Source organism: Brucella sp. IR068, from assembly GCF_049065885.1.
GTDB classification, from domain to species: Bacteria; Pseudomonadota; Alphaproteobacteria; order Rhizobiales; family Rhizobiaceae; genus Brucella; species Brucella intermedia.
The window spans coordinates 112,994-131,186 of sequence record NZ_JBAKHE010000004.1; the positions used below are offsets into that span (position 1 = coordinate 112,994).

Genomic DNA, 18,193 nt, shown 5'->3' on the forward strand with positions numbered 1-18,193 from the left:
GAGTGGAGCCAATTGATAGCCCCGCTCGACCGCAGCTGACAAGCCTGTCACGAAATTTTTAAATCAGCCTACAGAAAACGCTCGGCCGAATAGGGCTTCGGATCGACAAAGGGCTCTTCTCCGACAAGCATCTCTGCAAGCAAGCGCCCTGTCGCCGGCCCCAGCGTAAGCCCGTGATGAGCGTGGCCGAAATTGAACCATAGCCCTTTATGCTTCGGCGCGGCCCCGATGACCGGGCGCATGTCCGACAGGCAAGGACGCAATCCAAGCCAGGGCGTGGTTTCGACAGCCTCTCCCAATTGCGGCACAAGCTGGCGCGCAATCTTCTCGTCTTTTCTGAGTTGAATATAATTTGCGGGCGCATCGGGTGAAGCGAACTCTATGCCCGTCGATAGCCGCACCCCCTGCACCATAGGCGCAAGAACATAGCCTGCTTCTTCGTCGACAACAGTATGGCCGAGCCGCGAACCGTCCTTCATGGTGAAGTGAAGATGATGCCCCCGCTTGATGCCAAGCGGGATTGGATAGCCGAATTTCCTGAAGACGAGACCGGACTGCGGACCGAGCGCCACGACCACGTCACGCGCATGCGCAATGCCGTTCTCAGTCGTAACCTGCCAACCGCCCGCCTCCGCTGTCAGGGTTGCAGCATCGCCATGAACGAAAACCCCACCGTTTCTGATAAACAGGTCGGTATAGGCTCTGACCAGCCCCCCCGGGTTAACGACGGTCTTCGGATCGAGCCAATGAATGCCGCCAGCCACATCGCCCAGCGACTTTTCTCGTTCCCGCAATGCTGCTGCATCCAGAATGTCATAGGACAGTTTGAAACGCTGCAGATCGGGCAAACGGCGCACCGCTGTGTCGAATGCCGAAGATGACCGGAAAACTTCGATCCACCCCTGTGACCGGATCAATTTTTCACTGCCGGACTGGGCCACCAGATTGTCATGCTCCCGGACGCTGGCCTCAATCAAGGGCAACATGGCATCCGTCGCAATCTTCAACCGCTCCGGCGACGATTCCCTCCAGTATCGAAAAAGCCAACGAGCCATTTTCGGTATGTAGAAGGGGTTATAGCGAACGTCCGAACGGCGGTTCATGCCGTAACGAACAAGCGTCCAGAAGCCTTGCGGGAAGGAATAGGGTATGACGCTTGAACGCTCGATCAGACCGGCATTGCCGAAACTGGTGCCATTGCCGGGCTCGCTTTTGTCGATCAGACACACCGAACGGCCCCGCGCCTGCAGATGCAGTGCCGTGGATACACCAACAATACCCGCCCCCAGAACGATGACATCTTGTTGCTGAATCGGCATTTACGCATCCATAAAACAAAGAAATAAACGCGCCGATTTCAGCCGGCGCGTTGCTGGTTACAGCAAAGAGCTGCCTTTATTACAAGCAATCAATAGATGTCGAAGTCGAAATATTTCTTCACGATCGTGGCATAGGTACCATCGTCGCGAATTTTCTTGATTGCTGCGTTGAATTGTTCGCGCAGGTCGTCATCGCCCTGACGCAACGCTATCCCGGTATCGGTCTGCGTATTGGGAATATCACCAATAAGCTTGCAGCAATCCGCGCCGTCACCCTTGATCCAGTCGGAGATCGGGAACTTGTCGGAAACGACCGCATCAAGGCGCCCGCTTTTCAGGTCTGCGTTGGCTTCATCGGCAGTCGGGTAAAGCTTCACGTCGGCACCGGCCTTGCCGTAGACATCTTCGGCATAGTTACCCTGCGTGGTCGATCCTTGAGCACCAATCGTCTTTCCCTTGAAGGCCTCCGCATCCAGGGACGTGATCGGGCTATCCTTCGGCACGGCAACGGAAAGCGGCGTGGAGTAATACTTGTCGGTGAAGGCAACTTCTTTCTTGCGCTCTTCCGTGATGCTCATCGAGGCGACGACCGCATCGAACTTGTTCGACTTCAGTCCGGGTATCATCCCGTCCCAGTCGTTGGCGACGATGGTGCACTTGGCGTCCATCGCCTTGCACAGGGCCTCAGCAATTTCGACATCCAGACCCTGAAGCGAACCATCCGCGGCGACAAAGTTGAAAGGTGGATATGCACCTTCCGTCGCGATGCGGATTTCCTTCCATTCCCTGGTCTGCGCTGGCAAGGCAGCGATTACCGATGCAACGCCTGCAAACAGGATGGCTTTCAGCATGGGAGTTCCCCTTATTCCTTTGTTATAATTATATTATCGGGCATTACCAGTTCAGCGCAACGCCCACCTTTTTATGCGTCTTCCAACTGAAGCACCGGACGCTCCCGACATCAAGCCATGTTTGGAGAGCGCCCGATGAAATTTTGGCATCAATAGATGTCGAAATCGAAATACTTCTTGCGGATCGTTTCGTAGGTGCCGTCTTCACGGATCTTCTTGATCGCCGCGTTGAACTGCTCGCGCAGATCATCATCACCCTTGCGAAGGGCAACCGCGATCTTCGTTTCGGAACCGGGAATATCACCAAGGAACTTGCAGCAATCTGCGCCCTGCTTCTTCAGCCAGTCGGCGGCGAGAAACTTGTCGGCGGCGATGGCATCAAGACGGCCGCTTTCAAGATCGGCATTGGCTTCGTCGGCGGTCGGGTAGAGCTTCACGTCCGCGCCCGCCTTGCTGTAGACGTCGTCGGCATAGTTGCCCTGCGTGGTGCCGGCCTGCGCGCCTACCGTTTTCCCGTCGAATGCCGACGGATCAAGCGAGGTGATGTCCGTGTCCTTCGGCACGACAACCGCAAGCGGTGTCGTGTAGTAGCGGTCCGTGAAGGCCACCTGCTTTTCACGCTCTTCGGTGATAGCCATCGAAGCAATGACTGCGTCGAACTTGTTGGCCTGCAAACCGGGGATCATGCCGTCCCAGTCATTCGCGACGATCGTGCATTTCGCTTCCATCGCTTCGCAAAGCGCATTGGCGATATCGAGATCGAAACCTTCAAGCTTGCCGTCTGGAGACATGTAGTTGAACGGAGGATATGCGCCTTCGCTGGCGATACGGATTTCTTTCCATTCCTTCGCCTGAACCGGCAAAGCGAGAAAGACTGAGGCCAGACCGGCCAGCACAATTGATTTCAACATAGCTTTCCTACTTCTTCAAAGCACATCCCGAATTGTAGTGGTTTCGGGGTGCACAGATACACATCAAGCGGACAAACATATTCCATCCACCAGTTTGGATCGGGCAATGCGCTTAAATCCGATCCTATTCAATTGCGACTTTGGTAGGGCGGAGACGGCCGCCACCAAAACGCAAACAGGGCCTGCTGCGCACAAGCGCAACAGGCCCTGCATTCATGCGGCAGGAGCTATCAGGCAACCATGCGTGCGCAATGGTCTTCCTGTGCATAGGCCTTGCCAAAGCGGTTCGCGAGGAACGCTCCGAGCGTAATGTCTTCCTGGCGGATAAAGCCCTGCTGTGGAAGATCGCCCTTGGCGAGCATGTCGAGCACGGCGCAGATCGCCGAAGCCGTCGTAATCTGAATGCCCGAGCGCACGATCTTGCCAACCGGAGCGGCATAGACCTTATTCGCGTAGGTTTCCTGAACCAGGCGACCATTCTTGGTGCCCGACACAGTCACGAAAATCACCACAACGTCCTGAAGAGTGGTCGGCAGGGCATTTTCGAAGATGTCCTTGAGCACTTCACGGCGATGACGCAGGCCGAGATCGTTGAGAAGCGCCTTCATCAACGCAACGTGACCCGGATAGCGGATCGTGCGGTAGTTGAGCGTGCGCACCTTGCCTTCCAGCGTTTCGCAAAGCGTGCCCAGACCACCCGAGGTGTTGAAGGCTTCGTAGGTGACGCCATCAAGCGAAAACTCTTCGCGCTCTTCGAGAGCAGGAACTTCGGTCAGTTCGCCGTTCACGATAGCTTCGCATGGCTCGATATATTCGTTGATGACGCCGTCCGTGCTCCAGGTCAGGTTATAGTTCAGAGCATTCGAAGGGTACTGCGGCAGAGCGCCAACGCGCATACGAACGCTGTCCAGCTTGTCAAAACGCTTCGCCAGATCATAGGCAACGATGGAGATGAAGCCGGGAGCAAGGCCACACTGCGGAATGAAAGCCGTCTTCGCTTCCTTCGCCAGTTCCTTGACGCGACGCGTGCTGGCCACATCTTCGGTCAGGTCGAGATAATGCACGCCTGCCTTGGCCGCAGCTTCGGCGATACGGGTCGTCAGGTGGAACGGAGCGGCGCTGAGTACCGCAAACTTGCCGGCCAAGGCAGCTTCGAGGGCCTTGGCGTCTTCAATGTCGAGCGCCTGCGTCTTGACTTCGGCACCCGATTCCAGTGCATCGAGCTGCGCTTGAGAGCGGTCGACAACGGTAACAGCATACTCGCCTGTGGAAGCGAGAAGATCGGCAATGGTAGCGCCGATTTTGCCTGCACCTACAACAACGATCTCTTTCATGTAAATTCCCCTTGGAATGCAATTCGGATATGCAAGAATCGCATAGTTCCATGCAAAAAGAAGTATGCGAACTGACGATATGACGTTGTTTGTTTATGCATATTGACGTATTTTATATGCATTATGACGACAGAAGCAGATCTAATCCTCATCGCCCTCCTCCGTGAAAATGCCCGTGCTTCGACGGCCGACCTTGCGAGGCGCCTCGGAGTTTCGCGAACAACGGTTCAAAGCCGTATCGAGAAGCTCGAAAAGCGCGGTGTCATCGAGGGTTATACGGTCCGAATCGCCCCGGAGTTCGAGCGTGATCTGGTGCGCGCCCACGTATTAGTGACTGCCTTGCCAAAGCTCGCGCCAAAGGTCGAAACTGCATTGCGCGGCATGATGGCCGTCCGTTCACTTCATTCTGTGAGCGGACATTTCGATATGATCGTCGTTGTGGAAGCCCCTTCCATACAGGAGCTTGATGCCGTTCTGGATCGCATAGGCGCGCTGGAAGGCGTCGAGCGCACGATGTCGTCCATCATCCTCTCGACGCGAATTGATCGTTAAGATACAAAAACAATATCGCAGCGGTCAGAATCACTGGCAGTGCTTAGGTGGAGACTGCTCCACTCATGCGCTTTCGGCGAAAAAGCATCACCGCAAGCCCCAGAAGCACGGTGCCTGCAATAAACAGAAAGGCTGCGGCAGCGATCGCCGGGCTGATGTTCTCACGAATTGTCGAGAACATCTGGCGCGCGAGGGTACGCTGATTTGGTCCCGCGACGAACAGCGTCAGAACAACCTCGTCCAGCGAGGTGGCGAATGCCAGCACAGCACCCGAAGCGATACCCGGCATGGCAAGCGGAAGCGTGATTTTTCGAAATACTGTGAGAGGCGACGCGCCAAGGCTCTCGGCTGCCAGCTCGATACGCCGGTCGATACCGCCAAGAGCACCCGTAACGCTTACCAGAACAAAGGGGATCGAAATCACGGTGTGCGCGACAATCACGCCAAGATACGAATTTGCTATGCCCAATCGCACGAAGAGCAGTTGCATGCCCACACCCAGCACTACTGCGGGAACGACCATTGGCAATAGGAACAGAGTTTTAATGGGGCCGGAAAGAAAAATTATCCTGCTGCGCAAGCCAAGCGCGGCCATCGTCCCCAACACGGTTGCCAAAATCATAGTCCCAGAACCGATGATCAGGCTGTTGACGATCGCGCGGCGCCAGACATCCGCTGTCGCGAGTTCCTCAAACCAGCGCCCTGACCAGCCCGGCACCGGATAGGTCAGAAACACGCTGGAGGTAAATGCCAGTGGAAGGATGGCGAACAGCGGCGCGATCAGAAAGATCACGGCAGCCGCACCGAACACGATTTTCGCGAAGCGCCCCATCTTCATGCCCTCCGGGGATCATCGGCGGTAAGCCGTCCGTAAACCGCGTAGAGTATCAGACAGGCTACGAGCAACACGAGCCCAAGTGCACCGGCCATGCCCCAATTGGCCGAACCGGTTGCGTAATAAGCAATGATCGAGCTTATCATCTGGTCGCCCGGTCCACCGATCAACGCAGGAGTGATGTAGTAGCCAATCGCGCTCATAAATACGAGTAGCATGCCGGACACGATACCGCGCATACTCAACGGAAGCAGCACTCGCAGGAACGCTCTCCACGGCGGCGCACCAAGAGATGCGGCTGCAGGCATGAGATTGCCTGGGATAGACACAAGCACGCTGTAGATCGGAAGCACCATGAACGGCAGAAGCACATGCGTCATGGCGATGACCACACCCGCCCTGTTGAAGATCAAGGGAAAAGGCGCATCGGTTATGCCGAGCCAGATCAGCGTATCGTTGATGAGGCCCTTATCCTGCAAAAGAATGAACCAGGCAGCCGTTCGCACCAGCAACGATGTCCACAGCGGCAGTAAAACAGCAGCAAACAGCACGCTTTTGATCCAGCCCGTAGATGACGCCAGCAAGACCGCGTAGGGGTAACCAATCGCTGCACAAGCCAATGTCACCAGAGCAGCAATCCAGAAAGTACGCAGCATGATCGCCCGGTTTGCCGATGTGCCCGGCGCCATAGAAACAATTTCACCCGATGTCGAGCGCTCCATATCGACGGCCGCAAGCAGGTTGCGATCAGTTGTCGGGGAAAGCGCATTTGCAATCGCCCGCCAAAACTCCGGCCGGCTCCATCGCTTGTCGATCATTTCAAGATCTGGAACAGGATCGCCCTTTTCGATGGCTGAAAGCGTTTTGCTCATCAACGTGCGAAAGCCGGATTGAGCGCTGTTCAAGCGCCGAACCATATCGCCTATCGCCTGTTGGTCAGTCGAAGATTTCAGGTCCGTTACCAGGGCCTGCTTCATGTCTGGCGATGGACCCGACTGTCCGTCCCAAAGACTTACCGCTTCTGCGGTTCGGGGTAGAACGCGCAATACCGCTGTATCTGACACGGCCTGCTTCATCATCACCCCGAGCGGCCAAAGAAAAAACAGCGCGATAAAAACAAGCAGAGGCGTGATCAAAAATATCGCTCGAATATTTTTGCCGGACAAAACCGTCATGCTGCGATCGTCCAGCAATCAGCGGCACTGAACTTGGCGACGACATCAGTTCCGGGCGTCCATTCGCGCGATTTTCTGTCTAGCCGCACGATGAAATCATGCGCACTCCCATCAAGCTGGATACGCAGATGATCTCCTTGATAGACGCTATCAACCACGCGCGTTCTAAGGAGGTTGTCTGAATTATCCTCGCTGCCAAGTTCGATACGCTCAGGCCGGATGGACAAGAGAACCTTCTGCCCGGCCGCGAGAGTTTCCTTGGATGCTGCGGTCAGCGTGCCGCCGTCCTTCAGGCGAATAAAAGCACGCGCGTTTTCCATCCGCTCGATTATCCCTTCGGCGAGATTGGTTTCGCCTATGAATTCGGCGACAAACCGCGTTTGCGGCTCATCGTAGATCGCACGCGGCGTGCCGATCTGTTCAATTTTTCCTTTGTTGAAGACAGCGATCCGGTCCGACATGGTCAGCGCTTCACCCTGATCATGGGTGACGAAGACAATCGTCAATCCCAATCGGCTGTGCAGCGCGCGGATATCGAGTTGCATCTGCTCGCGCAACTGCTTGTCGAGAGCGCCCAGCGGCTCGTCCATCAAGACGACACCTGGCTCGAAAACCAGTGCACGGGCAAGCGCCACCCGCTGTTGTTGCCCGCCGGACAGTTGCGATGGCTTGCGTTCGCGCATCGGGGAAAGTTGCACCATATCGAGCACTTTATCCACCAGCTTGCCGATCTCGCCCTTTCCAACACCACGCATCTGCAAAGGAAAAGCAACATTTTCGCCAACGGTCATATGCGGGAAAAGCGCATAGTTCTGAAAAACCACGCCCATGTTACGCTTATATGAGGGAACCGCATTGATAGGCTTTCCATCGACATAAATCGTCCCGCTGCTCGGGCTTTCAAACCCGGCAAGCATCATCAGAAGCGTGGTCTTGCCTGAACCGGAGGGGCCGAGCAAGCTCACGAATTCGCCCTTGCCGATATCGAGGTTCAAACCATCTATAACTTTGAAATCACCGTAGGATTTACTGATATTCTCGAAGCGGATGCGGCAGTCCGTCAATGAATTACTCCATCTTCCGGAAAACGGGGAAACCCCGCCGGTGTTGCGCCGACGGGGCCATAATTGCGAATTATTGTGCCAGCCACGCGTTGAAGCGCTTCGTCAGCTCTTCGGAGTTGTCGATCCAGAAATCGACATTCAGTGGCAGAGAGTCTTTCAGATTGACTTCCGCTGTCGGAAGATCGGATGCGAATTCCGCAGGCACCTTGCTTGCAGCTTCCTTGTTCGGCAGGCCGTAAGCCACGTATTTCGGCAATTTCACCTGGTTGTCAGGCTGGCTCGCAAAAGCAATGAAATCCAGTCCCACATCCTTATTTTCGGCATCTTTCAGGATGACCCAGCTGTCGACAGCATAAATGCTGCCCGGCCAGACCACCTTGAAATTCTTGCCCTCGCTCCTGTTTATGCCCGTGATGCGCCCGTTATAGGCCGACGCCATCACCACTTCATCCGAGGCCAGCAATTGCAGTGGCTGCGCTCCTGCTTCCCACCAGACTATATTTGGCTTCAGTTCATCAAGCTTTTTGAATGCGCGATCCACACCCTCGGGCGTCGAGAGAACATCGTAAACCTCGTCCTTGCTGACCCCGTCAGCGAGGAGTGCAAATTCGAGGGTGTATTTGGCGCCTTTGCGCAGGGAGCGTTTGCCTGGAAACTTTTTCACATCCCAGAAATCTGCCCAGGATTGCGGACCATCTTTCAACTTGTCCGCGTTATAGGCGATCGCGGTCGACCACACGATCGCACCGACACCGCAATCATTGACCGCACTGTCGAGAAACTTGTCTTTGCCGCCTAGCTTGTCCCAATCGATCTTTTCGTAAAGACCGTCCGCACAACCAAGGGCGAGTTCTTCCGCCTCCACCTGCACCACATCCCAATTGGGCTTTCCTGCTTTCACCTTTGCCTGAACGACACCGTAGCCGCCGTCCCAGGATTCATCCAGCAAGGGCTTGCCGACTTTCTCGGAGAAGGGCTTGAAGTAAATTTCCCGTTGGGCGTCCTGATAGTTGCCGCCCCAGGAAACGACTGTCAGATCGCGGGCGGTCGCAGAGCCTGTATAGAGTGCAGTTGCAAGGAGTCCGCCCATAAGGGCAAGGCGAGCAATTTTCATCGACATGTTCCCATTTTGGTTCGACGGGTTGTTCCCGACGTTGTTGTAATGGGCCATGCTAGCTTGATCGTTAGTCGCGGGCAATATTGTAGTCGCCCGACAATGCAAAAGTATGATCCCGTTTTCACGAGGTGAAGAATCCGGGCGAAACGTCCGGATTTCTCACTCATGCGCGTTTCAAACGCGTTCAAGCGCAACGGCGATCCCCTGCCCGACACCTACGCACATTGTTGCGAGAGCATACCTGCCGCCATTGAGCGAAAGTTCGAGCGCCGCCGTGCCTGCAATGCGCGCGCCGGACATGCCGAGTGGATGCCCAAGAGCAATCGCGCCACCGTTCGGGTTGACACGCTTGTCGTCGTCGGAGATTTCGAGATCGCGCAATACTGCCAGGCCCTGCGATGCAAATGCCTCGTTCAGTTCGATGACGTCGAAGGCATCAGTCGCGATACCGGTACGGGCACAGAGCTTCCTTGTCGCCGGAGCAGGACCAATACCCATGATGCGGGGAGGAACACCTGCCGTAGCGCCACCAACAATGCGCGCTATGGGCGTGAGGCCATATTTTTTGATGGCCTCCTCTGACGCGATGATGAGCGCTGCAGCTCCGTCATTTACACCTGAAGCGTTGCCTGCCGTCACAGTGCCGCCCTCGCGGAAGGGCGTGCCCAGCTTTGCCAATGCTTCCAGGCTCGTCACACGGGGGTGTTCGTCCCTGTCCACAATGATCGGCTCACCTTTGCGCTGCGGTATAGTGACGGGTACGATTTCCCTGGCAAGGCGTCCATTCTCGTGCGCGGCTGCCGCCTTTTCCTGACTGCGAAGCGCAAATATGTCCTGATCCTGCCTCGAAACATTGAAATCTTCCGCTACGTTCTCGCCCGTCTCCGGCATGGAATCCACACCGTACTGCTTCTTCATCAAAGGATTGACGAATCGCCAGCCGATGGTCGTATCGAAGATTTCCGCCTTGCGTGAAAATGCGCTGTCGGCTTTCGGCATGACGAAAGGCGCGCGGCTCATGCTTTCCACGCCTCCGGCGATAACAAGTTCTGCTTCGCCGGCCTTGATTGCGCGTGCGGCCGTTATGACAGCATCCATCCCCGACCCGCAGAGACGATTGATCGTGGTTCCTGACACCCCAACGGGCAATCCCGCCAGCAACAATGACATGCGCGCGACATTCCGGTTGTCTTCCCCGGCCTGATTGGCCGAGCCGAAAATGACGTCATCCACGGCTTCCCAATCGACAGAGCCATTACGCTCCATAAGTGCTCTCAGTGGGACCGCACCAAGATCGTCGGCACGAATCGATGAAAGCGCGCCCCCGTAGCGACCGATTGGCGTGCGGATATAATCGCAGATATATGCTTCACTCATGGTATGGCCTCACAGTTCCGGGACAACGAGATCGGCAACCGAGCCGTCCACGTGGAGTTTCGCACCGGTCATGGCCTGAAGGGCTTCCAATGTCATGGAAGCCAACTTTTCACGCAGCACAAAACGCCCCTTGTCGATATCGATCACCGCATGGCTGGTATAGACACGCGTGATACATGCAACACCGGTTAGCGGGAAAGTGCACTTTTCGACGAGCTTCGGTTCGCCCTTCTTCGTCACATGCTCGGTAATCACCACGACCTGTTTCGCGCCGTGCACAAGATCCATTGCACCACCGACCGCCGGCACACCCTTGGCCCCTACTCGCCAGTTAGCGAGATCGCCGTTCTGGGCAACCTGATATGCACCAAGAATTGCCACGTCGAGATGGCCGCCGCGCACCATTGCGAAGCTGTCAGCGTGGTGAAAGAAAGCCGCGCCGGGCTTCAGCGTGACCGCCTTCTTACCAGCATTGATCAGATCCCAATCTTCCTCGCCTTCCGGAGGGGTTTCGCCGAAATCCAGAATGCCGTTTTCCGTATGGAAAATCGCTTCGCGGCCTTCCGGTTGATAACGGGCGACCATTTCTGGAAAGCCGATACCGAGATTTACATAGGCACCGTCCTGGATATCCTGTGCGGCACGCCAGGCGATCTGCGCATTGGATAGTTTGATGTCGTCATGAATATCGATCATCATGCGTAGGTCACTCCCGCGCGAATGAGCTCTTCTTCCTGCTTCGGATTTGCAACTTCAACGACACTGTCAACGAAGATGCCTGGCGTGATGACATTTTCCGGTTCAATGCCGCCGAGCGGAACAATTTCCGACACCTGCACAATGGTTCTCGCCGCAGCCATGCACATGAGGGGATTGAAATTACGCCCCGCCATGCGGTAGGTCAGATTGCCGTGCTTATCGCCAAGATGAGCCTTGATGAGCGCGAAATCAGCTTTCAACCAGCGCTCCTGCACATAGGGTCGTCCGTCAAATTCAGCTATAATCTTGCCTTCAGCCAGCTCCGTGCCGTAGGCGGTCGGGGTGTAGAATGCCGGGATACCAGCACCACCTGCGCGAATGCGCTCGGCAAGCGTTCCTTGCGGCACGAGTTCCAGTTCAATGTCGCCAGCTATATATTTATCCGTGAAGGCGCGCGGATCGGATGACCGGGGGAAAGAACAAATCATCTTCCGAACCATCCCGGCGTCGATCATGGCTGCAATGCCAATGCCGCCATTGCCAGCATTGTTATTGATCACCGTCAGGTTCTTGGGGCCCTTGTCGATCAGGGCATGAATGAGTTCGATTGGCGCGCCCGAGCCACCAAATCCCCCTATCATGACACTCGCGCCATCACCTATTCCGGCAACTGCGTCCGCCAAACCTCCGATTGTCTTGTCCATTTCGCCTCCATACTGGAACGCGCGATTTCACGGCGAGCGTTTCCAGCCTCAAACACGCTGAAATTAGCCACCGCATCAAGGGCGGGTCAAAACATTTGTGCGTTATTTGACATTTGTTCACATATCGCACAAAATAGATTGTCGCTTTCAGGAGGCTTCATGCGCGAAACAGACTTCATCGGAGGCTTTGCCAAAGGACTGAAAGTTATCGAGGCGTTCGGCGAAAATCAGCCACGTCTTTCGATAGCGGACGTTTCAAAGATTACCGGGCTCGACCGCGCAACAGCACGGCGGTGCTTGCTGACCCTCGCTACGCTCGGCTACGCCGAATACGATGGCAAGTTTTTCATGCTGCTGCCTAAAATTCTTCGGCTCGGACACGCTTATCTCTCTTCGACACCCTTGCCAACGATCATCCAGCCGCATCTGGACCGGTTGTCCGACACAGTCGGTGAAAGTGCGTCCGCGTCCGTTCTGGACGGAACAGAAATCGTGTACATCGCCCGCGCCTCGCAGATGCGTGTCATGTCCATTAACCTGATGGCTGGAAGCAGGCTTCCAGCCTACTGTGCCTCGATGGGGCGCGTGCTCCTGGCCTCGCTTCACGAACCCGAAGCACTTACGATTCTTGAGCGCACCGAACGGAAAGCGCTGACGCCATTTACGAAGGTGGCAATTGACCAATTGATGGCGGAAATCTCCGTTATTCGTGATCAAGGTTATGCAATCAACGATCAGGAACTGGAACTCGGGCTGCGTTCAATCGCAGTTCCAGTCTTCAATCACAGAGGCACCGTAGTTGCAGCAATCAATATCGGGGCGCCGGCGGCTCACGTCGAAACAGGGGGGCTGGTCGAACGCTTCCTACCCGCCATGTTGCAAGTCCAGTCGGACCTTCGCAGTCTGCTGAGATGAACTGTCGAGGATGAAAAATCCAATTAAACCTTACAGTGATATGTCCTGGGCGGCGAGACGCTCACGCTCCCTCAAGCGAAACGCACGTGGTGTTTCACCTGTCATTTTCAGAAAGAAGCGCGAAAAATAAGCAGGATCTGAAAATCCGAGGCTGTAGGCGATATGCTGTACGGAGGATGGCATGGCTATCAAATCGCGCTTGGCCGTATCCATCAGCTTGTTTGCGACCAAATCTTGTGTCGTTCCTCCCGTTAGCTGTTTCACCGTCCGATTGAGATGCGTCGCTGAAACTCCCAGCAATTTCGCATAAAATGAAACCGGCTTGTGATCTCGGTAATAGCGATCGACCAGTTCCAACAGCCGTTCAAGACGAGCGGGCATATAGACCCGGTTTTCTTGACGCTTCGCCGGGTTTGAAGAATATGCATGCCTTAAAATGTAAATGAGTGCAACTTGAACAAGGGACTCCAAAAGGCTGTTTTTATATGGTTTTCTTGCATGAAACTCATCTTGCACTTGGCTCAGAAGAGAGGAAAGTAATGCGAGATTATCTTCGCCTGCGTCTTTCATGGATATGAGTTGCGGCTGCGTCAGCCACTCTGCCATCACTCCCGCTGCCCCACCTCCCACAAACGGCATATGGGGGCTCAAAATCGTCACGATGTGACCCACTATATCTTTTGAAAATGCAAACCCATGATTGAAACCGGGCGGCACAAAAATCGCACATGGTGTTTGAAATGGGCGCATGGCGCCGTCAAAATTTACCTGCCCCGAACCGCTTTCAATATACAGAAGCTGAAAGAAACTCACGTGACGATGCAGTGAAATCTCGAAATTGTGCAAACTCGATCGCGAAAAAAGCGTTTCGCAGTGCAGCCAGAAATCCGGCCTCTTCTCGTTGTCCTCTCCGTAAAGCTCGTATGTTGGAACAAAATTTTCCGACATATTGTCCTCCAATAATGTTCGATTTGTACAATAAATTGCCGGAATTATCCATTGTCAGCCTGAAGGTTCCCCCAAGAATAAGGAAGACTGCATTGGGAGGACTATATGCGAACTCAGGTCGCAATCATCGGATCGGGCCCTTCGGGTCTGCTCCTTGGCCAGCTTCTGACGAAAGCCGGGATAGACAATATCGTGCTGGATCGCGTCAGCGCTGATTATATTTTGGGCCGCGTGCGTGCAGGCGTATTGGAAGAAGGCACCGTCAAGCTGATGGATGAGGCTGGCGCATCTGCGCGCCTGCATGCTGAAGGTCTGCTGCATGATGGCTTCTCGCTCGCTTTCGACGGGCGGGATCATCGTATCGATCTGCATGCGCTGACCGGCAAACGCGTCACGGTCTACGGCCAGACCGAGATGACGCACGACCTCATAGATGAACGGCAGAAGTCAAACGCTGCCAGCATTTATGAAGCGGCCAACGTTACACCGCACGATTTCGATACGTCATCACCATATGTCACATTCGAGAAAGAGGGTAGAACGCATCGTATCGATTGCGATTTCATCGCCGGATGTGACGGATTTCACGGCGTGAGCCGCAAATCCGTGCCGGAAAAGGCAATCGATATTTTCGAAAAGATCTATCCTTTCGGCTGGCTTGGAATACTGGCCGATATTCCACCCGTCGCGCACGAACTGATCTATGCGAACCACAAACGGGGCTTTGCCCTGTGCTCCATGCGGTCCCTCACCCGCAGCCGTTACTATATTCAATGTTCGTTGGACGAAACAATCGAAGGCTGGAGCGATCAGCGCTTTTACGATGAATTGCGCAGGCGTCTTCCAGCACATCATGCAGAAGCCATGGTGACTGGACCGTCTTTCGAGAAATCCATTGCGCCCCTGCGCTCCTTCGTGGCCGAACCGATGCGCTTCGGACGGATGCTTCTTGTTGGCGACGCCGCGCACATTGTTCCTCCGACCGGCGCCAAAGGACTGAACCTCGCCGCGAGCGATGTGCATTATCTTTACGAGGGACTGAGGGACTTTTACCTCGACAGGTGCGAAGCCGGTATTAACGCCTATTCCGGCAAAGCTCTCGCCCGCATCTGGAAGGCCGAGCGCTTTTCATGGTCGATGACAAAACTGTTGCACCGCTTCCCGAACATGGCGCCATTCGATCAAAAAGTACAGGAAGCGGAACTTGACTACTTCTGCACTTCCCACGCTGCTTCGACCGCACTTGCCGAAAACTATGTCGGATTACCGTTCTGAAAGCCGACGATTGAACTGCAATTGATATTGTCGAGACATACCAAGGGTTTGGTACAGAGGCCGCAACACTATTCATTGAACCCCCGGCGATAAGTTCCAATCGGAACTTGTCGCATCTCGCGCGGTCGGCCACCTCATCAAGGTAGTCGACCGCGGTTCTATGGCTGCAGGCCGGCAGCTTCACGCAATGTCTGGATCAGAATCTGCATCGCGGCGGTCTGCGCCATATCGGTCCGCATCGTGAGCCCTACAGGGCCCGTTGTCTCGCTTGTATCAATGGGCAACGCAACCAGTTTGCCCTCTGAGACGTCTCTGGCCGCAACGCCCTCTGATATAATCCACACCGCATCGCTGTCGCGGACAAATGCTCGCCCGAAAGCATCGGATACAGTTTCTATCTGAACAGGCAGTGTTCCGATCCCATTTGTAATCAACAGCCGGTCCACAAAAGGACGAATGATCGAGTTGCGTGTCGGCATTAAAACCGGATAATCGGCCAGCCTTTCGAAAACCGCGTGTCCAGCTGCCAGAGGATGCCCCGCCCTCACAAGAAACCGGACCTGCTCCGAGTAAAGATGCTCGAAGGAAAACCCGGTCATCTTTTCAGGTGCTGCAAGCCGCCCGACGACCAGATCGAGATCGCCAATCCGCAACTGCTCCAGAAGAACAGCATTTTCGCCCGTCACGATTTTGACCTGGCTGGATGTTCTCTCCGCAAGAAACAGGCTCATTGCTTTCGGCATGATCCGTGTTGAAACTGTCGGCAATGCGCCAATGCGAATAGGCGGCCCCGATCCGTCCAGTTCCTGTGATACGGAATCCAGTCCCTGCCTGAGAGCCGTCAGAGCTGTCCCCGCGTGACGAAGAAACACTTCACCGAACCGCGTTATCCTTATCCCGCGACCGTCGCGCTCCACCACCGGAACGCCCAGAATTTCCTCCAGCTCACGCATTGTCTTGGTCACGGCCGGTTGACTGATACTCAAGACTTCCGAAGCCTTGACCACGCTTTTCTGTCGCGCAACCTCAACAAACGTATGCAGATGGCGAAACTTGATCCGGTTTCCAATCACCTATCTATAACCTTATAGTTATGATTTTGGCCAAGAATATCATTTTACTTAACCAGTTGAAAGCATGACAGTGCGATGCAAGAGGAGAAAGCCGTGCAATTCGCATCCGTAAACGACGTCGTCATCCATTACGACTTTCAGCGGGCAGCAGCCGAAAAACCCGTTCTGGTTTTCATCAATTCGCTGGGAACCGATCTGCGCATATGGGATGAAGTTCGTTTACGCTTGGGCAACGACGTCTCAGTTCTCGTCTATGATAAGCGCGGCCACGGTCTTTCGGACATCGGAAGCACTCCTTATACAATCGAACTGCTCGCCGCCGATCTCACCGCACTGCTCGACAAGCTCTCGATAAAGCGGGCGATCATCTGCGGGCTTTCTGTCGGCGGTTTGATTGCGCAAGGCGTTGTTGCCGCGCGACCCGATTTGGTGACAGGGCTTGTTCTGTCCAACACTGCCCACAAGATTGGCACTGCCGATATGTGGGATGCGCGTATTGCCGCTATTCGGGAAAACGGCCTCGCAAGCATTCTCGACGCGACAATGCCCCGCTGGTTCACCCCTGCCTATCGGCATCCCGATAATCCTTCCTATCGTGCGTATTGCAACATGTTCGTTCGGCAACCGCTCGAAGGCTATGCAGCCACTTGCACTGCTCTGCGGGATGCCGACTTAACGCAAGTAGCCAAAAAGATTTCGGTGCCGACATTGTGTCTGGTCGGCGAGCAGGACGGCTCCACACCGCCTGCCATTGTGCGCGAATTGGCAGGCCTCGTTCCTCAAGCAGATTTTGCAGAGATTGCCGACTGCGGCCATATCCCCTGCGTTGAACAGCCCGATGCCTACGTCTCGCTGTTACGCAACTTTATTACAAACAGATTCTAGCATGGAGAATAACCATGGCTGACAATGCCGTGCGGTCAGAACGTTACAAGATCGGTATGAATGTGCGCCGTTCGGTTCTGGGCGATACGCATGTTGATCGTGCTTCAAACAGCGCGACCGACCTTGATGCACCATTTCAAGAGCTTATAACGGAAGCTGCATGGGGAACCGTCTGGTCGCGTCCGGGCTGGACCAAACGGGAGCGTTCGATCGTCACCATTGCGCTTCTTGCCGCACTCGGGCAAGACGACGAGGTTGCCATGCATATACGCGCTACAAAAAATACAGGCGCGACGAGGGAGGACATCTGCGAAGCATTGATGCATGTCGCTATCTATGCGGGAGTTCCGGCATCGAACCACGCTTTTAAGATCGCCAAGCAGACTTATGCGCAGATGGATGCGGAGGAGGCCGAAAAATGAAAAACAGTCTGCCGGAGATAACTCCATTCTTTGCTCGTGATCTGTCGATGCATCCACCGGCCTACACCCCGTGGTACAAGACCTCGGTGCTTCGCTCGCCCACCCGTGCGCTGCTTTCGCTCGAAGGCACCAAAAGCGAAATTACCGGCCCGGTATTCGGGCACAACATGCTGCATGAGCTGGATAATGATCTCATCCTGAATTACGCGCGCCCCGGTGAGATGCCGATCGGCCCCCGCATCCTTGTGCATGGCCGTGTTCTCGACGAAAGCAATAGGCCTGTTCCAGGGGCGCTCCTGGAATTCTGGCAGGCCAATGCCGGCGGACGTTACCGCCACAAGAAAGAAACCTATCTTGCAGCCATCGATCCAAATTTCGGGGGTGTCGGCCGCACCATCACGGACGAGAACGGCTATTACTGGTTCAAGACCATAAAGCCCGGCCCATATCCCTGGCCAAATGGCGTGAACGACTGGCGTCCGGCTCACATTCATTTCTCGGTGTTCGGGCATGGCTTTGCGCAACGCCTCATCACTCAAATGTACTTCGAAGGGGATCCATTGATCTGGATATGCCCGATCGTCAAAACCATCCCGGACAAATCGGCTATCGAACGGTTGGTCGCGCCGCTGGATATGAACGCCAGTTTGCCGATGGATATGCTCGCTTACAAGTTCGACATCGTGTTACGCGGTCGTCGTTCAACCCTCTTCGAAAATCGCCCGGAGGGCAACTGA

19 protein-coding genes are annotated in these 18,193 nt (G+C 55.0%); 6 read left to right on the top strand and 13 right to left on the bottom strand.

What is annotated here, in order from left to right; translation table 11 throughout:
• Positions 1-68 precede the first annotated feature (68 nt).
• From ACOWVS_RS08370 to ACOWVS_RS08385, 4 genes are all read right to left on the bottom strand, one after another.
• Positions 69-1,319 carry an NAD(P)/FAD-dependent oxidoreductase gene (locus ACOWVS_RS08370; protein ID WP_075041878.1) on the bottom strand — a complete coding sequence of 417 codons (1,251 nt, stop codon included), beginning with the start codon at positions 1,317-1,319 and terminating at the stop codon, positions 69-71.
• Positions 1,320-1,408: 89 nt separating this feature from the next.
• The gene (locus tag ACOWVS_RS08375; RefSeq protein WP_075041877.1) at positions 1,409-2,170 is read right to left on the bottom strand and encodes an ABC transporter substrate-binding protein; all 762 of its coding nucleotides are present in this window, start codon (positions 2,168-2,170) and stop codon (positions 1,409-1,411) included.
• Positions 2,171-2,319: 149 nt separating this feature from the next.
• Entirely contained in the window at positions 2,320-3,081 is a 762-nt protein-coding gene (locus tag ACOWVS_RS08380; protein ID WP_006471410.1) for an ABC transporter substrate-binding protein, read from the bottom strand.
• A 230-nt stretch (positions 3,082-3,311) separates the two neighbouring features.
• Positions 3,312-4,415, bottom strand: coding sequence for a saccharopine dehydrogenase family protein (locus tag ACOWVS_RS08385; protein WP_006468965.1), 1,104 nt, complete (start codon positions 4,413-4,415; stop codon positions 3,312-3,314).
• A 123-nt stretch (positions 4,416-4,538) separates the two neighbouring features.
• Between ACOWVS_RS08385 and ACOWVS_RS08390 the strand changes: the two genes are divergently transcribed.
• On the top strand, positions 4,539-4,967 hold the full coding sequence (locus ACOWVS_RS08390) for an Lrp/AsnC family transcriptional regulator (protein WP_021587257.1): 429 nt from the start codon (positions 4,539-4,541) through the stop codon (positions 4,965-4,967).
• 43 nt (positions 4,968-5,010) lie between these two features.
• Here ACOWVS_RS08390 and ACOWVS_RS08395 read toward each other — a convergent pair whose 3' ends face one another.
• The 7 genes from ACOWVS_RS08395 to ACOWVS_RS08425 all read right to left on the bottom strand — a co-directional run bounded on the left by ACOWVS_RS08395 (position 5,011) and on the right by ACOWVS_RS08425 (position 11,938).
• Positions 5,011-5,799: an ABC transporter permease gene (locus tag ACOWVS_RS08395; protein WP_031346961.1), complete on the bottom strand. Its 789-nt coding sequence runs from the start codon at positions 5,797-5,799 to the stop codon at positions 5,011-5,013.
• Between the two features lie 2 nt (positions 5,800-5,801).
• On the bottom strand, positions 5,802-6,977 hold the full coding sequence (locus ACOWVS_RS08400) for an ABC transporter permease (protein WP_006471411.1): 1,176 nt from the start codon (positions 6,975-6,977) through the stop codon (positions 5,802-5,804).
• The gene (locus tag ACOWVS_RS08405) at positions 6,974-8,041 is read right to left on the bottom strand and encodes an ABC transporter ATP-binding protein (protein WP_006468969.1); all 1,068 of its coding nucleotides are present in this window, start codon (positions 8,039-8,041) and stop codon (positions 6,974-6,976) included. Before ACOWVS_RS08405 ends, ACOWVS_RS08400 begins: the two co-directional genes overlap by 4 nt.
• Before the next feature lie 70 nt (positions 8,042-8,111).
• On the bottom strand, positions 8,112-9,155 hold the full coding sequence (locus tag ACOWVS_RS08410; RefSeq protein WP_075041876.1) for an ABC transporter substrate-binding protein: 1,044 nt from the start codon (positions 9,153-9,155) through the stop codon (positions 8,112-8,114).
• Positions 9,156-9,332: 177 nt separating this feature from the next.
• On the bottom strand, positions 9,333-10,535 hold the full coding sequence (gene pcaF, locus ACOWVS_RS08415; protein WP_075041875.1) for a 3-oxoadipyl-CoA thiolase: 1,203 nt from the start codon (positions 10,533-10,535) through the stop codon (positions 9,333-9,335).
• A gap of 9 nt (positions 10,536-10,544) precedes the next feature.
• Complete coding sequence (locus ACOWVS_RS08420; protein ID WP_075041874.1) at positions 10,545-11,234, bottom strand: CoA transferase subunit B; 690 nt, start codon at positions 11,232-11,234, stop codon at positions 10,545-10,547.
• Positions 11,231-11,938, bottom strand: coding sequence for a 3-oxoacid CoA-transferase subunit A (locus tag ACOWVS_RS08425; protein WP_075041873.1), 708 nt, complete (start codon positions 11,936-11,938; stop codon positions 11,231-11,233). The genes ACOWVS_RS08420 and ACOWVS_RS08425 overlap by 4 nt, the downstream gene beginning before the upstream one ends.
• 159 nt (positions 11,939-12,097) lie before the next feature.
• Here ACOWVS_RS08425 and ACOWVS_RS08430 point away from each other — a divergent pair, with 159 nt between their 5' ends.
• Complete coding sequence (locus ACOWVS_RS08430; RefSeq protein WP_075041872.1) at positions 12,098-12,853, top strand: IclR family transcriptional regulator; 756 nt, start codon at positions 12,098-12,100, stop codon at positions 12,851-12,853.
• Positions 12,854-12,883: 30 nt separating this feature from the next.
• Here ACOWVS_RS08430 and ACOWVS_RS08435 read toward each other — a convergent pair whose 3' ends face one another.
• Positions 12,884-13,801 carry a helix-turn-helix domain-containing protein gene (locus ACOWVS_RS08435; protein WP_075041871.1) on the bottom strand — a complete coding sequence of 306 codons (918 nt, stop codon included), beginning with the start codon at positions 13,799-13,801 and terminating at the stop codon, positions 12,884-12,886.
• Between the two features lie 105 nt (positions 13,802-13,906).
• Here ACOWVS_RS08435 and pobA point away from each other — a divergent pair, with 105 nt between their 5' ends.
• A complete protein-coding gene (pobA, locus tag ACOWVS_RS08440) occupies positions 13,907-15,076 on the top strand; it encodes a 4-hydroxybenzoate 3-monooxygenase (RefSeq protein ID WP_075041870.1) in 1,170 nt (389 codons plus the stop codon).
• 158 nt (positions 15,077-15,234) lie between these two features.
• On the opposite strand, the gene pcaQ is transcribed toward pobA, so the two are convergent.
• Entirely contained in the window at positions 15,235-16,149 is a 915-nt protein-coding gene (gene pcaQ, locus ACOWVS_RS08445) for a pca operon transcription factor PcaQ (RefSeq protein WP_075041869.1), read from the bottom strand.
• Positions 16,150-16,242: 93 nt separating this feature from the next.
• Between pcaQ and pcaD the strand changes: the two genes are divergently transcribed.
• Genes pcaD through pcaH form a run of 3 tightly spaced genes read left to right on the top strand, consistent with a single transcriptional unit; the run spans position 16,243 to position 18,193 of the window.
• On the top strand, positions 16,243-17,034 hold the full coding sequence (gene pcaD, locus ACOWVS_RS08450; RefSeq protein WP_075041918.1) for a 3-oxoadipate enol-lactonase: 792 nt from the start codon (positions 16,243-16,245) through the stop codon (positions 17,032-17,034).
• 14 nt (positions 17,035-17,048) lie between these two features.
• Positions 17,049-17,456, top strand: a complete 408-nt coding sequence (gene pcaC / locus ACOWVS_RS08455; RefSeq protein ID WP_075041868.1) for a 4-carboxymuconolactone decarboxylase — start codon at positions 17,049-17,051, stop codon at positions 17,454-17,456.
• On the top strand, positions 17,453-18,193 hold the full coding sequence (pcaH, locus tag ACOWVS_RS08460) for a protocatechuate 3,4-dioxygenase subunit beta (RefSeq protein ID WP_075041867.1): 741 nt from the start codon (positions 17,453-17,455) through the stop codon (positions 18,191-18,193). The genes pcaC and pcaH overlap by 4 nt, the downstream gene beginning before the upstream one ends.

What these genes read in the sequence shown, in the direction of transcription:
- ACOWVS_RS08380 (WP_006471410.1), bottom strand. Translation starts at nt 3,081, where the DNA reads ATGTTGAAATCAATTGTGCTGGCCGGTCTGGCCTCAGTCTTTCTCGCT.
- ACOWVS_RS08430 (WP_075041872.1), top strand. Translation starts at nt 12,098, where the DNA reads ATGCGCGAAACAGACTTCATCGGAGGCTTTGCCAAAGGACTGAAAGTT.
- ACOWVS_RS08400 (WP_006471411.1), bottom strand. Translation starts at nt 6,977, where the DNA reads ATGACGGTTTTGTCCGGCAAAAATATTCGAGCGATATTTTTGATCACG.
- ACOWVS_RS08370 (WP_075041878.1), bottom strand. Translation starts at nt 1,319, where the DNA reads ATGCCGATTCAGCAACAAGATGTCATCGTTCTGGGGGCGGGTATTGTT.
- ACOWVS_RS08425 (WP_075041873.1), bottom strand. Translation starts at nt 11,938, where the DNA reads ATGGACAAGACAATCGGAGGTTTGGCGGACGCAGTTGCCGGAATAGGT.
- pobA (WP_075041870.1), top strand. Translation starts at nt 13,907, where the DNA reads ATGCGAACTCAGGTCGCAATCATCGGATCGGGCCCTTCGGGTCTGCTC.
- pcaF (WP_075041875.1), bottom strand. Translation starts at nt 10,535, where the DNA reads ATGAGTGAAGCATATATCTGCGATTATATCCGCACGCCAATCGGTCGC.
- pcaC (WP_075041868.1), top strand. Translation starts at nt 17,049, where the DNA reads ATGGCTGACAATGCCGTGCGGTCAGAACGTTACAAGATCGGTATGAAT.
- pcaH (WP_075041867.1), top strand. Translation starts at nt 17,453, where the DNA reads ATGAAAAACAGTCTGCCGGAGATAACTCCATTCTTTGCTCGTGATCTG.
- ACOWVS_RS08390 (WP_021587257.1), top strand. Translation starts at nt 4,539, where the DNA reads ATGACGACAGAAGCAGATCTAATCCTCATCGCCCTCCTCCGTGAAAAT.
- ACOWVS_RS08385 (WP_006468965.1), bottom strand. Translation starts at nt 4,415, where the DNA reads ATGAAAGAGATCGTTGTTGTAGGTGCAGGCAAAATCGGCGCTACCATT.
- ACOWVS_RS08375 (WP_075041877.1), bottom strand. Translation starts at nt 2,170, where the DNA reads ATGCTGAAAGCCATCCTGTTTGCAGGCGTTGCATCGGTAATCGCTGCC.
- ACOWVS_RS08420 (WP_075041874.1), bottom strand. Translation starts at nt 11,234, where the DNA reads ATGATGATCGATATTCATGACGACATCAAACTATCCAATGCGCAGATC.
- ACOWVS_RS08410 (WP_075041876.1), bottom strand. Translation starts at nt 9,155, where the DNA reads ATGAAAATTGCTCGCCTTGCCCTTATGGGCGGACTCCTTGCAACTGCA.
- ACOWVS_RS08395 (WP_031346961.1), bottom strand. Translation starts at nt 5,799, where the DNA reads ATGGGGCGCTTCGCGAAAATCGTGTTCGGTGCGGCTGCCGTGATCTTT.
- ACOWVS_RS08435 (WP_075041871.1), bottom strand. Translation starts at nt 13,801, where the DNA reads ATGTCGGAAAATTTTGTTCCAACATACGAGCTTTACGGAGAGGACAAC.